The sequence below is a fragment of the Cellulomonas fulva genome (genome assembly GCF_018531375.1).
Classification (GTDB): domain Bacteria; phylum Actinomycetota; class Actinomycetes; order Actinomycetales; family Cellulomonadaceae; genus Cellulomonas; species Cellulomonas fulva.
Genome location: NZ_JAHBOH010000001.1, coordinates 585,011 through 599,814, shown reverse-complemented (window position 1 = coordinate 599,814; position 14,804 = coordinate 585,011). Strand labels below are relative to the sequence as shown.

Genomic DNA, 14,804 nt, shown 5'->3' with positions numbered 1-14,804 from the left:
CCGCCGCTCGCCCGCCGTCCCACGGCGACGACGACGTCTTCCGACGGGTTCGCGGCGGGTCAGGACCGGAGTCCGGCGCGTGGGCTGATCGCGGCCCGGACTGCGGCGGGCAGAAGAGGGCTCAGACGGCGGCTGAGCGTGGTGCCCCAGATGTCCTCCCGCACGACACGCAGCACGCGGTGCCCCTGCTCGACGACGGCGTCGTGGCGGCGCTTCTCGGCCATGAATGCGTCGATCGCGCCGGACGTGTACTTCGTGCGGCCGTCGTACTCCGCCAGGATCCGCAGGTCCGGCCAGCCCCAGTCTGCCCAGAACACTCCGAGCCGGGTCTCGACCGGGACCTGCGTCTGCGGGACGGGCAGGCCGTCGCGCAGGACGACGAATCGCGACGCGCTCTCGTAGGGCGACTCAGCGCCGGCGTCGGCGTACCGCAGGACCTCGCGGGCTCGCCTGACGTGCCGCCCTCCGGCCATCCGCCGGAGGATCTCCTCGACGAGCACGGGATCCGCGCCGGCGGCCAGGGCGCTGTCGGCCGTGACCAGTGCAGGGAGCGGGGGCAGGAGGCGCGCGCAGTCGACGAGCGTGCGCTCGAGGGACGTGGCGCGGACGCCCGCCACGGTGCCGACCTCCTCGTCGGGGGGCAGGCCGTGGTGCCGGCTCGGCGACCGGTCCCGCTCACCTCCCGCACAGCTCGGGTGGTAGAGGTGCACGGTCTCGACCTGCCGCCACAGCGCCAGACCCCAGAGCGCAGCCGCACTCGTGTGCGAGAACACGACCGGGGCGCTTGACCTCCGACGCACGCCCTCGACGAGTGCGAGTGCTCTCCGCCGTGCCGGGTCGACCTGAGGATCTCCGCCGCGCGGCAGGTAGACGCCGTGGCCGATCCGCTCCCACTCGTCGTCCCGCAGGCGTGCCCCGAGGACGTCCGCGGCCTGGTCCGAGGCCAGACGCACGGACGGGAGCCGTGTCATAGGCAGGGGCTGCGGCGCCCCCGGTCGTCGTCCCACGCCTCACTGTCGCGCGGTGAGGTCGTCCTGGACGCCGCGCGCGGGGCCTGTGCACGCCCACCCGACCCCAGGCTCCTTCTCCGACAGCCCTCGAGGACGTCGGTTCCCGTCGAGCTCGTCGGAAAGAACCGACGTGCTCAGCGGGAACCGACGTCCTCGACGGGCGGTGCGGCGGGGCGGGGGGTGTGGTCAGGCGGGGGTGGGGGCGTCTTCCGAGAGGGCGCCGGTCACCAGGTAGGTGACGCGGCGGGCGACGGAGACGGCGTGGTCGCCGAAGCGCTCGTAGTAGCGGCCCAGGAGCGTGACGTCGACGGTCTCCTGCGCGGTGCCGGCCCACGAGCCGCCGAGCAGCGCGGTGAACGTGTCCTCGTGCAGCTCGTCGAGCAGGTCGTCGTCGGTCTCGATGCTCTCGGCGAGCGCGATGTCGTGGTTCTCCAGCAGCGTCGTGGTGCGGCGCGCGACGCGGACCGCCGCGTCGTGCATCTCCGTGAACGTGCCGGACAGCGACTGCGGCACCGCGTGACGGGGGTAGCGCCCGCGCGTCACCTGGGCGACGTGCCGGGCCAGGTCGCCCATGCGCTCCAGCGACGCGCTCATGCGCAGGGCGGAGACGACGATCCGCAGGTCCGTGGCGACGGGCTGCTGCTGCGCGAGCAGCAGGACGCAGCGCTCGTCGAGGTCGCGCTCCATGGCGTCGATCCCGAGGTCGTCGGCGATCACCGACTCGGCGAGCGGCAGGTCGGCGGTCAGCAGCGCCACACCGGCGTTGGTGACGGCGCGCTCGACCCGGGCGCTCATGGCGACGAGGTCCTCGCCGAGCTGGGTGAGCTCGGCGTCGAAGATGTCCCGCATTGGTTCCCTCTCGAGGATGGGGCGGCCCGGACGCACGTCGTCGCGGGCGGCGCCCACCGTCGCACGTGAAGGTGAACGGACGGGACCGCGACGGTGAACGGACGGCAGCCGTTCGGGACCCGTGCGCGACCGCGCGCGTGCCGCAAACTGGTCGGTGCCGGGCGGGGCGCCGCGCACTACGGTGGTCCCGGCGGCCTGCTCGACGGGACGGTCGTCACCATGCAGCGGCGTCGCCCGGCGCCCGGACGCAGGAGGAAGCGATGGCACAGAGGGTCACCGGTTGGGTCGGCTGGGTGTGGTTCGGGGCGTTCGCCCTGCTCACGGTCGGCCTGTTCGATCTCGTCGCCGGCCTCATCGCCGTGTTCAACGACGAGAAGGTCCTCGCCTGGGGCGGCGGCCAGGGCGTCTGGGTGCTCGACATCTCCACGTGGGGCTGGGTGCACCTGGTGCTCGGCGCGATCCTCACGATCACCGGCCTGGCCCTGTTCAGCGCGGCGATGTGGGCGCGCGTCGTGGCGATCGTCGTGGTGGTCGTGAACATGGTCTGGCAGTTCGTCTGGCTGCCCGTGACCCCCTGGTGGTCGATCGCGTCGATCATCCTGGGCGCGGTCGTCCTGTGGGCGCTCACCGTGCACGGCGACGAGGTCGAGCGCGCCGTCTCCTGACGCCCGGCCCCGCACCACCCGCGCGCGCCACCGCGCGCACCCCTTCCCCCGGTCCCGCACCGGCACCACCCAGCGAGAGGCGCAGTCACATGGCACAGAGCTTCGGACCCGTCGAGCTGTTCGCGCTCGAGTTCCCGAGCGACCGCATCCCCGACGAGGTCAAGGCCGAGCTCGCGCTCCTGGTCGCGTCCGAGCAGGTCCGGATCGTCGACCTCGTCGTCGTCCGCCGCCCGCTCGACGGCGACCTCGAGATCATCGAGATCGAGCAGGTGGGCGACGAGCTCGACATCGTCGACCTCCAGCTCGCCGGCGGCGGCCTCGCCGGCCAGGAGGACATCGACGAGATCGCCGACGCCGTCCCCCCGGGCGCGTCCGCGCTGGTCCTCGTCATCGAGCACCTGTGGATGAGCGGCATCGCGAACGCCGTGCGCTCGACCGGGGGCGTCGTCCTCGCGTCCGAGCGGATCCCCGCCGAGGTCGTCGCGGCCGTCGTCGAGCTCGCCGAGTCCGACGACTGACCCGACCGGTCCCACAGCACCCCCAGCACCCGCCGACCCTCTCAAGGAGAGATCATGCCGATCCGTCGCATGGGCCGTCCCGGCCTCATCGGGACCGCCGCCCGCACCGCCGTCATCGCCGGCACCGCCACCGCCGTGTCCGGCGGCGTCGCCCGCCGCCAGATGGGGCGCGCGCAGTCGAGCTACGAGCAGCAGCAGCTCGCCGCCGCCGAGCAGCAGCGGCAGATGGAGGAGGCGGCCCGCCAGGCCGTCGCCCAGCAGGCTGCCGCCGCACCCGTCGCCGCTCCGGTCGCGGCGCCCGTCGCCGCGCCGGCCGCCCCCGCGGACGACCTCATGGCCAAGCTCCAGCAGCTCGGCGCGATGCACGCCCAGGGCCTGCTGGACGACGCGGAGTTCGCGGCGGCCAAGGCCAAGCTGCTCGCGTGAGGACGGGCCGATGACGACCTTCACCGCCTGGCGGTTCGACGACACCGAGGGCGCCGACCACGCCTACGCCGCGCTGCGAGGCGCCGCGGACGACGGCCTCATCACGGTCCTCGACCACGCCGTGGTCACCTGGCCGCAGGACGCCTCGAAGCCGACCGTGCAGCACGGGCACGAGGACCAGTGGCGCGGCACGGGGTGGGGCGCGTTCTGGGGGCTGCTGTTCGGCGGCCTGTTCTTCGTGCCGCTGCTCGGTGCGGCCGCCGGCGCCGCGATCGGCGGCATCAGCCGCACGCTCAACGCGGTGGGCCTGACCGAGGACCAGCTCAAGAACCTGCGCGAGCAGGTGACGCCGGGCACGTCGATGCTGTGCGCCGTGACGGAGGAGGGGAACACCGACCGGGTCGCCGAGCGGTTCCACGGGCTCCACTCGACGCTCGTCGCGACGAACCTGACGGACGCCGAGCGCAGCGCGCTGCTCGAGGCCTTCGGCTGAGCGGCGGGCCCGCGACCGCCACGACGAGGGCGGGTGCACGGTCCGAGCGTCCCGGTGAACACCGGATGAACGCTCGGCGACCGTGCGCCCGCCCTCGTCGTTCCTGGCGGGCGGGGCACCGCGCGCGCCCTAGGGTGGCGCTGTGAACGGGATCGACGGCGTGACGCTGCTCGTCGCCGGCGTGCTGGGCGTGCTCGTCGGCGCGGGCGCCGTGCTGGCGTTCCGCTGGAGCGACGCCGTGCAGCACGCCGTGCCGGCCGCCCCGGCGCCGGAGGTCGACGACGGCCTGGTCCGGACGCTCGCCGTGCTGCGCTCGGCGGCCGTGGTGCTCGACGAGGAGGACCAGGTGGTGCGCGCGAGCGCACCGGCGTACGCGCTCGGGCTCGTCCGGGACGGCCGCATCGGGCCGCCGGCGATCCGCGAGATGGTCATGCAGGTACGCCGGGACGGCGTGATCCGCGACGACGAGCTCGAGGTGCCCCGGGGTCCGTCCGGCCGCGGGACGCAGCTGGTCCAGGTGCGCGTCGCGCAGGTGACCGCCCGGCACCTGCTCGTGCTCGCGGAGGACATGACGCAGGCGCGCCGCCTCGAGGCGATCCGCCGCGACTTCGTCGTGAACGTCTCGCACGAGCTCAAGACGCCCGTCGGCGCGCTCACGCTGCTCGCGGAGACGACCGAGGACGCCGCCGACGACCCGGAGGCGGTGCGCCGGTTCGCGGGCCGGATGCAGGCGGAGGCGCAGCGGCTCTCGGCGCTGGTGCACGAGATCATCGAGCTCTCGCGGCTGCAGGTGGCCGGCGCGCTCGGCCCGCTCGCGATGGTCGACGTCGACCGGGTGGTCGCGGAGGCCGTGGACCGGTCCCGCACCACGGCGGCCGCCAAGCAGGTGCGGATCGACGTGGGCGGCGAGTCCGGCGTCCAGATGTTCGGCAACCACGACCTGCTGGTGACCGCGGTGCGCAACCTCGTCGACAACGCGGTCGCGTACTCGGGCGAGGGGGCGCACGTGGGCGTCGGCGTGCGGGCGAGCGGCGACCTGGTGGAGATCGCGGTGGTCGACGAGGGCATCGGCATCTCGGCCGCGGAGCAGGAGCGCGTGTTCGAGCGGTTCTACCGCGTGGACCCCGCGCGCTCGCGCGCCACGGGCGGCACCGGCCTGGGGCTGTCGATCGTCAAGCACGTCGCGGCGGACCACGGGGGCGAGGTGACGGTGTGGTCGCAGCCCGGCCGCGGCTCGACGTTCACGCTGCGCCTCCCGCGCGTCCCGGCCACGGAGGCGTACGGCGCGGGCGACCGCGCGCAGGAGCAGGAACCCGAGAACCAGGGAGAGCACGTGCAGCACCGGAGTGCGTCATGACCCGGATCCTCCTCGTGGAGGACGAGGAGTCCTACCGCGACCCCCTCACCTACGCGCTGGAGCGCGAGGGCTTCGAGGTGGTCGCCGCCGCGACGGGACCGGACGCGCTGGCCCGGTTCGACGAGGGCGGCGCGGACCTGGTCCTGCTCGACCTCATGCTGCCGGGGCTGTCCGGGACGGAGGTCTGCAAGGCGCTGCGGGCCGTGAGCGACGTGCCGGTCATCATGCTGACCGCCAAGGACGACGAGATCGACAAGGTCGTCGGGCTCGAGCTCGGCGCCGACGACTACGTGACCAAGCCGTACTCGTCGCGTGAGCTCGTGGCGCGGATCCGCGCGGTGCTGCGGCGGCGGGGCTCGTCGTCGCAGGAGGACGCGCGGGCCGACGAGGACGGGCAGGAGGACCTGCTCGCGGCCGGCCCCGTGCGCATGGACGTGGAGCGCCACACCGTCCGCGTGCACGGCGAGCTGGTGCCGTTCCCGCTCAAGGAGTTCGAGCTCCTCGAGATGCTGCTGCGCAACGCCGGGCGCGTGCTGACCCGCGGCCAGCTCATCGACCGCATCTGGGGTTCGGACTACGTCGGCGACACCAAGACGCTCGACGTGCACGTCAAGCGGGTGCGCGCCAAGATCGAGGACGACCCGGCGAACCCGACGCTGCTGGTGACCGTGCGGGGCCTGGGCTACAAGCTCGACGACGACTCGGCCGCCGCGTCCTGAGGCGGTCCGAGCCCGCGAGCGTTCGTCGGCCAGCGTTCACCCGGGGTTCACCCGATGCCAGGCGGCCGGTCACGTCCGCCCGGCAACCTGCCGTCTGCGCGCACACCCCCGTGCGCACCAGATCGACAGGACGGACCCACTGTGAAGCTCTCCCTCCACGGCCGTGTCGGCGCGGTCGCCCTTGCCGGTGCCCTCGCCCTGACCCTGACGGCCTGCGGATCGGACGACCCGATCGCGGACGCGACCGGCGGCTCGGACTCCACCGGCGGCTCGGACATGGCCCCGGTCGGTGACCTGTCCGGCGAGCTCAACGGCGCGGGCGCGTCGTCGCAGGAGAAGGCCATGGACGCCTGGCGCGCCGGCTTCCAGTCCGCGAACGCCGACGTGACGGTCAACTACGACCCGGTCGGCTCGTCCGGCGGTCGTCAGCAGTTCATCGACGGCGGCGTGGACTGGGCGGGCTCGGACTCGGCGCTCAAGCCGGAGGAGATCGAGTCGGCCGCCGCGCGCTGCGAGGCCATCGACATCCCGGTGTACATCTCCCCGATCGCGGTGGTCTTCAACCTCGAGGGCGTCACCGAGCTGAACCTCTCCGCCGAGACGATCGCCAACATCTTCTCCGGCAAGATCACCTCCTGGGACGACGAGGCCATCAAGGCCGACAACCCGGACGCGTCGCTGCCCGCCACGAAGATCACGCCCGTGCACCGCGCCGACGGCTCGGGCACCACCAAGAACTTCACGGACTACCTCAACAAGGCCGGCAACGGCGCGTGGGCCGACGAGGCCGCGGACGACTGGCCGCTGCAGGGCGGGGAGTCCGGCACGGGCACGTCGGGCCTGATCCAGGCCGTGCAGGCCGGCCAGGGCACGATCGGCTACGCCGACGAGTCGGCCGCCGGCTCGCTCGGCAAGGTCTCGATCAAGGTCGGCGAGGGCTTCGTCGCCCCGACGGCCGAGGCCGCGGGCGCCGCGCTCGCCGCGTCGCCGCGCGACGAGGAGCGGGCCGAGCACGACATCGCGATCTCGGTCGACCGCACCACGACCGCGGACGGCGCCTACCCGCTGATCCTCGTGTCGTACGCGGTCGCGTGCCTCGACTACGACTCGACCGAGACGGCGGACCTGGTCAAGGGTCTGCTCGGCTACATGGTGAGCGACGAGGGCCAGGCGGCCTCGCAGCAGGCCGCGGGCTCCGCGCCGCTGCCCGCCGAGCTCGCGGCGGAGGCTCAGGCGGCCGTGGACGCGATCGCCGGAGCCTGACGGCTGTCGGTGGCCGGCCCGTCCCGGGGGGGACGCGGGCCGGCCACCGACGACCTCGCGGCTCGCGGCCGCGAGGGGATGTCCCCCCCAGTCCTCCCCGACCTCACGTGCAGGAGCAGAAGTGACTGCCACCACCAGTCCCGTCATCGCGGGCACCGACCCGGGCGGCACCCGGGAACCCGGACGCCGGCCGAGCCGTCGGGTCGCGGACCGCGGTGCGAGCCGCGTGTTCCGCTGGGTCGCGACCGGCGCGGGAGCGCTCATCCTCGTCGTGCTCGCGGCGGTCGCGGTGTTCCTCGTCGTGAAGGCGATGCCCGCGCTGTCGGCGTCCTCCGGCGAGCTCGTCGACGACGTCAGCTTCATGCGGAACTCGTCGTCGCTGCTCGACTACGTCGGCCCGCTCGTCTTCGGCACGGTCCTGGCGGCCGCGCTGGCGCTGCTCCTGGCCGTGCCGGTCGCGATCGCCATCGCGCTGTTCATCTCCCACTACGCACCCCGCCGGCTCGCGTCGACCCTCGGCTACGTGGTCGACCTGCTCGCGGCGGTGCCGTCGGTCGTCTACGGCCTGTGGGGAGCCCTGGTGCTCGCGCCGTTCGTGCAGCCGGTGTGGGAGTGGCTCAACGAGGTCCTCGGGTGGATCCCGCTCTTCGGCGGCGAGGTCTCCCCGACCGGGCGCGTGATCATGACCGTGGCCGTGGTGCTGGCCGTCATGATCCTGCCGATCATCACCGCCGTCAGCCGCGAGGTGTTCCTCCAGACCCCGCGTCTGCACGAGGAGGCGGCGCTCGCGCTCGGCGCGACGCGGTGGGAGATGATCCGGATGACCGTGCTGCCGTTCGGCCGCTCGGGCGTGGTGTCCGCCGCGATGCTGGGCCTGGGCCGCGCGCTGGGCGAGACGATGGCCGTGCTGATGATCATCTCGCAGGGCTTCCTGTACTCGTTCCTGCTCCTGGTCGCCGGGCAGCAGCAGACCATCGCCGCGAACATCGCCGCGCAGTTCCCCGAGGCCAGCGAGATGGGCATGTCCGTCCTCATCGCGACCGGGCTCGCGCTGTTCGTCATCACCCTCGTCGTGAACATGGCCGCGCGCGCGATCGTCGCGCGCCGCAAGGACTTCTCGGGAGCCAACTGATGGCCGCCACCACAGCTGACGCGCCCGCCCCGGGGTCCGCGCCGACGGTCGACCTCGCGGAGCTGCTCCGGCAGGTCGACCCGCGCCGCAAGCGCAAGGACCGGCTCATGCGGTGGGTCATCACGGGCGCGTTCGCGCTCGCGATGGTCCCGCTGGTCTCGGTCGCCTGGACCGTGGTCTCCCACGGCATCGAGCGGTTCAACGCCTACTTCCTGACGCACTCGATGCGCGGCGTGTACGGCGGCATGGACGCGGGCGGGATCTACCACGCGATCGTCGGCACGGTCGAGATCACGCTGTTCGCGGCGCTCATCTCGGTGCCGATCGGGCTGCTCACCGCGATCTACCTGGTCGAGTACGGCCGCGGCTCGCTCGCGCGCGCGGTCACGTTCTTCGTCGACGTGATGACCGGCATCCCGTCCATCGTCGCGGGCCTGTTCGCGTACGCGCTGTTCGCGGTCATCCTCGGCCCGGGCATCCGGATGGGTGCGGTCGGGTCGATCGCGCTGTCGGTCCTGATGATCCCGGTCGTCGTGCGCTCGTGCGAGGAGATGCTCCGGCTGGTGCCGAACGAGCTCCGCGAGGCGGCGCTCGCCCTGGGCGTGCCGCGCTGGCTGGTCGTCGTCAAGGTGGTCCTGCGGACCGCGGTCGCCGGCATCGTGACCGGCGTGATGATCGCCATCGCCCGCGTCATCGGCGAGACGGCGCCGCTGCTCATCACCGTGGGCGTCGCCGACTCGATCAACTTCAACCTGTTCGACGGCCGCATGATGACGCTCCCCGTCTACGTGTACCGCCAGTTCCAGCAGGGCCTCATCCCCTGCTCCCCGGACGACACCGCGTGCATCGCGACCGTCGCCTACGACCGGTCGTGGGCCGCCGCCCTGACGCTGATCCTCATCGTCATGGTGCTCAACCTGATCGCCCGGCTCGTCACCCGTCTCTTCGCACCCAAGACCATCAGCTGAGGACCCCCCCATGGCACAGCGCATCGACGTCAAGGACCTGAACATCTACTACGGCGACTTCCGCGCCGTGGCCGACGTGGAGATGTCCGTCGAGCCCCGCTCGGTGACCGCCTTCATCGGCCCCTCGGGCTGCGGCAAGTCGACCTTCCTGCGGACGCTCAACCGCATGCACGAGGTCATCCCCGGCGCGCGCGTCGAGGGCCGCGTCGAGGTCGACGGGGTGGACCTGTACGCGACCGACGTCGACCCGGTCGCCGTCCGCCGCCAGGTCGGCATGGTCTTCCAGCGGCCGAACCCGTTCCCGACGATGTCGATCGCGGAGAACGTGCTCGCGGGCGTCCGCCTGAACAACCGGCGGATGTCGAAGGGCGACTCGCAGGACCTGGTCGAGGAGTCGCTGCGGGGCGCGAACCTCTGGAACGAGGTCAAGGACCGCCTCGACCGCCCGGGCTCCGGGCTGTCCGGCGGTCAGCAGCAGCGCCTCTGCATCGCCCGCGCCATCGCGGTGCGTCCGCAGGTCCTGCTCATGGACGAGCCGTGCTCGGCGCTGGACCCGATCTCGACGCTCGCGATCGAGGACCTCATCGCCGAGCTCAAGGCGGAGTACACGATCGTGATCGTCACGCACAACATGCAGCAGGCGGCGCGCGTGTCCGACCGCACGGCGTTCTTCAACCTCGCGGGGCAGGGGCAGCCGGGCAAACTCGTCGAGATCGACGACACGTCGGTGATCTTCTCCGCGCCCAAGGAGCAGGCGACCGAGGACTACATCTCGGGCCGCTTCGGGTGACGTGACCCCGGGCACGACGACGCCCGCCACCCCTCGGGGGTGGCGGGCGTCGTGCTGCGTGGGGGGCTCAGCTCGCGGAGGGCGAGGGCACCGACGTCGCGTAGTCGGGCAGCGTGCCGTCGAGCACGGGGACCTGCAGGTCCGTCGAGCCGTCGGCGTCGGTCTCGAGCGTGATCGTGGCGACGTCGCCGGGGGCGACCGGCGTCGCGGCCACGGAGACCTCCGCGCGGCCCTCGTCCTCCGTCCCGTCGAGGAGGACGGTGGAGCGCGCGGGGACCTGGACCGTGGTCGCGTCGGTGGCCTCGGCGCCGTCCGCGCCGGCGAAGGACACCGTGACGGTGCGGTCCTCGGTCGCGTCGTTCGTGAACGCGCCGTGCAGCACGCCGGGTGCGCCCTCGCCGCTGGTCAGGAGCATGAGGTTGTTGCCACGCACGTCGCCGACCGTCACGCGCACGCCGTCCGACGGGCTGTAGTCGTGCTCCGTCTGGATCGGGTTGGTCGCCGAGCAGCCGGCCAGCAGGAGCCCGACGGCGAGGCCGGCGGCTGCGGCGACGGCGCGGGTGCCGGGGCGGCGGGGACGGAGCGAGGTCACGATGACTCCTACGCGGACGACGGGTGCGACGGGCGACGCGCGGGCGCGGCGGCGGGGCCGCGCACGGGCACGCACAGCCTATCGGGCGCGTGGTCGCCCAGGTGGTGGGCGGGCCGCGCGGGTGGGGTCCCTGGGCCGCGCGGACGCGTGAGGCGCACCACACCGCGGCGGCGTCCGTGGGTCCGCGGCCGGCCGGCGGCGCCCGACGAGCGGTCGGGCCGACCGCTCGTCCTGGACGCTTGTCCGACGGCGATATGGCCTATGACCTGCGCAGATGCCCCTCGAGGGGAGCCGGACGACGGTCGGGAGCGCGGAGCCGGCGTGCTAGGATAGGCCGCCTGCGAAAGGGGACACCTGCAGATGACTTTCACGGTTGGGGAGACTGTCGTCTACCCGCACCACGGTGCAGCGCTGATCGAAGAGATCAAGACCCGGACCATCCGCGGCGAGGACAAGATCTACCTCAAGCTCAAGGTCGCCCAGGGCGACCTGACGATCGAGGTCCCGGCGGAGAACGTCGACCTCGTGGGTGTGCGTGACGTGGTGGGCCAGGAGGGCCTCGACCGCGTCTTCGAGGTGCTGCGGGCGCCCTACACGGAGGAGCCCACCAACTGGTCCCGCCGGTACAAGGCGAACCTCGAGAAGCTCGCGTCGGGCGACGTCATCCGCGTCGCGGAGGTCGTGCGGGACCTGTCCCGTCGCGACGCCGACCGCGGCCTGTCAGCCGGCGAGAAGCGCATGCTGGCCAAGGCCCGGCAGATCCTCGTCTCGGAGCTCGCGCTGGCGGAGCACACCGAGGAGGAGAAGGCCGAGGCCATCCTCGACGAGGTCCTCGCGTCCTGACGTCGTCACCGACGCCCTGAGGTGAGGGTCCTCGCCGTCCTGACGGCCGCCGGCAGCGGCACCCGTCTGGGTCATGCCCTGCCCAAGGCCCTGGTTCCGCTGCACGAGGAGCCGCTCGTCGCCCATGCGGCGCGGCGGCTCCTCGCGGCATGTCCGGGGCCGGACGGCGCCGCCACCCGGCTGGTCGACGAGCTCGTCGTGACCGCGCCCGCGGACCTGGTCGACGCCGTGCGCGGCGCGGTCGCGCCCGTGGTCGCGGACGGCGTGCGGCTCGTCGTCGTCCCGGGCGGGCCGACGCGCCAGGCGTCGGTCGCCGCGGCGCTCGCGCACCTGGGCGACGACGACGACGCGGTGGTGCTGGTCCACGACGCCGCGCGGCCCTGGGCGCCGCCCGAGCTCGTCGCACGCGTGGTGGCGGCGGTCGCGGCGGGTCACGACGCGGTCGTGCCCGGGCTCCCGGTGACCGACACGGTCAAGCGCGTGGGACCGGCGGACGTCGCGCACGCCGAGCCGGTGCGGGAGACCGTCGAGCGGTCGGCGCTGCGCGCGGTGCAGACGCCGCAGGGCTTCCGCCTCGGCCTCCTGCGCCGGGCGCACGACGAGGCGGCGCGCCACGCGCACGACGAGCGCGTCGCAGCGAGCGACGACGCCGGCCTCGTCGAACGACTGGGCCGGCCCGTCTGGGTGGTGCCGGGCGACGAGCGGGCCGCCAAGATCACGACGGCACGCGACCTGCGGGTCGCCGAGCTCCTCGGGGAGGACGCATGAGCGGGCAGCTGCCGCGCACGGGCATCGGCGTGGACGTCCACGCCTACGACGCGGAGGCGGCGGACGGCCCGGGCGCGGTCCTGCACCTCGCCGGCCTGGCGTGGCCCGGCGAGCGGCCGCTGGCCGGGCACTCCGACGCGGACGTCGCCGCGCACGCCGCGGCGGACGCGCTGCTGTCCGCGGCGGGGATCGGGGACCTGGGTTCCAACTTCGGCACCGCGGAGCCGCAGTGGGCCGGCGCGGCGGGCACCGCGCTGCTCGCGGAGGCCGCGCGGCGCGTGCGCGCCGCGGGCTTCGAGATCGGCAACGTCGCGGTGCAGGTGATCGGCAACCGGCCCCGGATCGGTCAGCGTCGCGACGAGGCGCAGTCGGCGCTGTCGGCGGCGGCCGGAGCGCCCGTCACGGTGTCGGCGACCACGTCGGACGGGCTGGGGCTCACGGGCCGCGGCGAGGGCGTGGCCGCGGTCGCGACGGCGCTCGTCGTGCCGGTCGGCTGAGCCGGGAGACGCGTCCGGCCCGCCGGTCCGGGCACCCGGCGGCGCATGCTGCCCAGCAGCACCCCCGCGACGACGGCCGCGCCGCACGCGAGCTCGGGCAGCGAGGTGCGCTCGTCGAGCAGCGCCCACGACGCCGCGATCCCGACCACGGGCACGAGCATCGAGAACGGCGCGACGACGCCCGCGGGGTTCCGCGACATCAGCGACGTCCACAGCCCGGTGCCGCCCAGCGTGGCGACGACCACGGTGTACGCGAGGCCGCCGAGGGCGGCGAGACCGGTGGCGGTCGCGAGGCCGTCGAACGAGCCCGCGATCCGGTCCGGGCCCTCCACCAGGAGCGAGAGCGCCAGCAGCGGCAGCGGGGGCACCACCGACATCCACAGCAGCAGCCGCATGGGCTCGCCCGGCGCCGCCTGCACGGCGAGCCGGTTGCCGAGGTTGCCGACGGCCCAGCCCAGGCCGCCGCACAGCGTGAGGAGCACGGGCACCAGCGTCGCCCCGCCCGCCAGCCCGGCGCGGTGCACCGCGATGCCCGTCAGCCCGGCGACGGCGAGCAGGATCCCGGCGCCCTGGCGGGCGGTGACCCGCTCCCGTAGCAGGGCGGCCGCGAGCACCACGGTGAAGGGCGCCGACGACTGCAGGACCAGCGAGGCGAGACCCGTCGGCATGCCGGCGTCCATCGCCCAGTACAGGAACACGAACTGCAGCACGCCGAACCCGGCGCCGTAGAGCAGCACCCAGCGCCAGGGCGCCGCGGGCCGGCGCACCAGCAGCACGGTCGGCACGGCGAGGAGCGCGAACCGCAGCGCCACCAGGAAGAACGGCGGGAACTGCTGCAGCGACAGGTGGATCGCGGGGAAGTTGAGGCCCCAGCTGATCGCGACGAGCACGGCGAGCAGGCGGTCGCGGGTGGACATGGGCCCAGCGTGCGCCAGGTCGACCGTTCAGGACCATCGAAATCATCCACAGCGACGATGTAGCGTCGCTTCATGGACGCGCACGCGCTGCAGACCCTTCGAGCCGTCGGGAGCCAGGGCGGCGTGACCGCGGCCGCGCAGGTGCTGCACCTCACGCCGTCGGCGGTCTCGCAGCAGGTCGCCCGGCTGGAGCGGGAGGTGGGCGTCGCGCTCACCGAGCGGGTGGGCCGCGGCCTGCGCCTGACGGCGGCGGGCGAGGCGCTCGCGGCGGCGGCGGCGGACGTCGCGGTCGCGCTCGAGCGGGCCGCCGCCGCGGTGGACGCGCTCCGGGACCGGCCCGTGGGGACGGTGCGCGTCAGCGCGTTCGCGAGCGGTGCGCAGCTCCTGCTGCCGGGTCTGCTGACGCGCGTCGCGCGGCTGCCCGGCGTCCGGGTCGAGTGCTCGGACGACGACGTGGCGCAGGACGCGTTCGTCGCGCTGACCGACGAGATCGACGTCGTGGTCGCGCACCGGCCGGACGGGTCGCCCGGGTGGGGCGGCACGGTGGTGGTGCACCCCCTGCTGCGCGAGCCGCTCGACGTCGCGGTCGCGCCCGGGCACCCGCTGGCGGACCGGCGGGAGGTGCAGCCGCACGAGCTCGCCGACGAGGACTGGGTGGCGGTCCGGGAGGGCTTCCCGGTGGCCACGGTGCTGGCGGCCGTGGGCGCGCACGCGGGCGGGCCGCCGCAGATCCGGCACCGGATCAACGACTTCCACGTCGCCGCGGCCCTCGTCGGTGCCGGGCACGGCGTGACGCTGCTGCCGCGGTGGACGTTCGGGGCGGACCCGCGCGTCCGACTGGTGCCCCTCGCGGGCGTCCGGGCCGGCCGGCACGTGGAGGCGCTGGTGCGCCGAGACACGGCCGAGCGGCTCGTCGTGCGCCTGGTGCTCGCGGAGCTCACGGCGCTGGCGCGCGAGATCGTCGTGTCCTGACCCGTCAGGACCCGTCGGAACCCGT

The 14,804-nt window shown here is 74.0% G+C and carries 17 protein-coding genes and 1 pseudogene; 14 read left to right on the top strand and 4 right to left on the bottom strand.

From position 1 onward, the window contains the following. Positions 1–59: 59 nt before the first annotated feature. Together KIN34_RS02645 and phoU are read right to left on the bottom strand one after the other, a co-directional pair. Positions 60–971 (bottom strand): hypothetical protein, encoded by a 912-nt coding sequence (locus KIN34_RS02645; RefSeq protein WP_214346273.1) that lies wholly within the window; start codon positions 969–971, stop codon positions 60–62. A 225-nt stretch (positions 972–1,196) separates the two neighbouring features. Further along, the gene (gene phoU, locus KIN34_RS02640; RefSeq protein WP_214351678.1) at positions 1,197–1,859 is read right to left on the bottom strand and encodes a phosphate signaling complex protein PhoU; all 663 of its coding nucleotides are present in this window, start codon (positions 1,857–1,859) and stop codon (positions 1,197–1,199) included. Between the two features lie 260 nt (positions 1,860–2,119). Between phoU and KIN34_RS02635 the strand changes: the two genes are divergently transcribed. From KIN34_RS02635 to pstB, 10 genes are all read left to right on the top strand, one after another. After that, positions 2,120–2,524, top strand: coding sequence for a DUF7144 family membrane protein (locus KIN34_RS02635; RefSeq protein ID WP_214346270.1), 405 nt, complete (start codon positions 2,120–2,122; stop codon positions 2,522–2,524). An 89-nt stretch (positions 2,525–2,613) separates the two neighbouring features. Then, entirely contained in the window at positions 2,614–3,042 is a 429-nt protein-coding gene (locus KIN34_RS02630) for a DUF6325 family protein (protein WP_214346267.1), read from the top strand. Positions 3,043–3,096: 54 nt separating this feature from the next. After that, the gene (locus KIN34_RS02625; protein ID WP_237689029.1) at positions 3,097–3,468 is read left to right on the top strand and encodes an SHOCT domain-containing protein; all 372 of its coding nucleotides are present in this window, start codon (positions 3,097–3,099) and stop codon (positions 3,466–3,468) included. Positions 3,469–3,478: 10 nt separating this feature from the next. Next, positions 3,479–3,961, top strand: coding sequence for a DUF1269 domain-containing protein (locus KIN34_RS02620; protein ID WP_214346265.1), 483 nt, complete (start codon positions 3,479–3,481; stop codon positions 3,959–3,961). 142 nt (positions 3,962–4,103) lie between these two features. Continuing rightward, positions 4,104–5,318: a sensor histidine kinase gene (locus KIN34_RS02615; RefSeq protein ID WP_214346263.1), complete on the top strand. Its 1,215-nt coding sequence runs from the start codon at positions 4,104–4,106 to the stop codon at positions 5,316–5,318. Continuing rightward, complete coding sequence (locus KIN34_RS02610; RefSeq protein WP_214346261.1) at positions 5,315–6,037, top strand: response regulator; 723 nt, start codon at positions 5,315–5,317, stop codon at positions 6,035–6,037. The genes KIN34_RS02615 and KIN34_RS02610 overlap by 4 nt, the downstream gene beginning before the upstream one ends. Positions 6,038–6,178: 141 nt before the next feature. After that, on the top strand, positions 6,179–7,300 hold the full coding sequence (pstS, locus tag KIN34_RS02605) for a phosphate ABC transporter substrate-binding protein PstS (RefSeq protein ID WP_214346259.1): 1,122 nt from the start codon (positions 6,179–6,181) through the stop codon (positions 7,298–7,300). Between the two features lie 121 nt (positions 7,301–7,421). Further along, on the top strand, positions 7,422–8,432 hold the full coding sequence (gene pstC, locus KIN34_RS02600; RefSeq protein ID WP_214346257.1) for a phosphate ABC transporter permease subunit PstC: 1,011 nt from the start codon (positions 7,422–7,424) through the stop codon (positions 8,430–8,432). Next, on the top strand, positions 8,432–9,400 hold the full coding sequence (gene pstA, locus KIN34_RS02595) for a phosphate ABC transporter permease PstA (RefSeq protein ID WP_214346254.1): 969 nt from the start codon (positions 8,432–8,434) through the stop codon (positions 9,398–9,400). Before pstC ends, pstA begins: the two co-directional genes overlap by 1 nt. A gap of 10 nt (positions 9,401–9,410) precedes the next feature. Beyond that, the gene (gene pstB / locus KIN34_RS02590) at positions 9,411–10,190 is read left to right on the top strand and encodes a phosphate ABC transporter ATP-binding protein PstB (protein WP_214346251.1); all 780 of its coding nucleotides are present in this window, start codon (positions 9,411–9,413) and stop codon (positions 10,188–10,190) included. A gap of 67 nt (positions 10,191–10,257) precedes the next feature. Here pstB and KIN34_RS02585 read toward each other — a convergent pair whose 3' ends face one another. Next, a complete protein-coding gene (locus KIN34_RS02585; protein WP_214346248.1) occupies positions 10,258–10,782 on the bottom strand; it encodes a hypothetical protein in 525 nt (174 codons plus the stop codon). Between the two features lie 360 nt (positions 10,783–11,142). Between KIN34_RS02585 and KIN34_RS02580 the strand changes: the two genes are divergently transcribed. From KIN34_RS02580 to KIN34_RS02570, 3 genes and pseudogenes are all read left to right on the top strand, one after another. Further along, positions 11,143–11,625, top strand: a complete 483-nt coding sequence (locus tag KIN34_RS02580) for a CarD family transcriptional regulator (RefSeq protein ID WP_048341557.1) — start codon at positions 11,143–11,145, stop codon at positions 11,623–11,625. A 21-nt stretch (positions 11,626–11,646) separates the two neighbouring features. Further along, on the top strand, positions 11,647–12,393 hold the full coding sequence (gene ispD / locus KIN34_RS02575) for a 2-C-methyl-D-erythritol 4-phosphate cytidylyltransferase (RefSeq protein WP_214346246.1): 747 nt from the start codon (positions 11,647–11,649) through the stop codon (positions 12,391–12,393). Further along, positions 12,390–12,818, top strand: a pseudogene (locus KIN34_RS02570) (2-C-methyl-D-erythritol 2,4-cyclodiphosphate synthase); the annotation flags it as partial. The gene ispD and the pseudogene KIN34_RS02570, both read left to right, overlap by 4 nt. Here KIN34_RS02570 and KIN34_RS02565 read toward each other — a convergent pair. After that, complete coding sequence (locus KIN34_RS02565) at positions 12,740–13,807, bottom strand: EamA family transporter (RefSeq protein WP_443623138.1); 1,068 nt, start codon at positions 13,805–13,807, stop codon at positions 12,740–12,742. The pseudogene KIN34_RS02570 and the gene KIN34_RS02565 sit on opposite strands and share 79 nt — an antisense overlap. Before the next feature lie 72 nt (positions 13,808–13,879). Here KIN34_RS02565 and KIN34_RS02560 point away from each other — a divergent pair, with 72 nt between their 5' ends. After that, a complete protein-coding gene (locus KIN34_RS02560; protein ID WP_214346239.1) occupies positions 13,880–14,779 on the top strand; it encodes a LysR family transcriptional regulator in 900 nt (299 codons plus the stop codon). Positions 14,780–14,804: the final 25 nt, after the last annotated feature.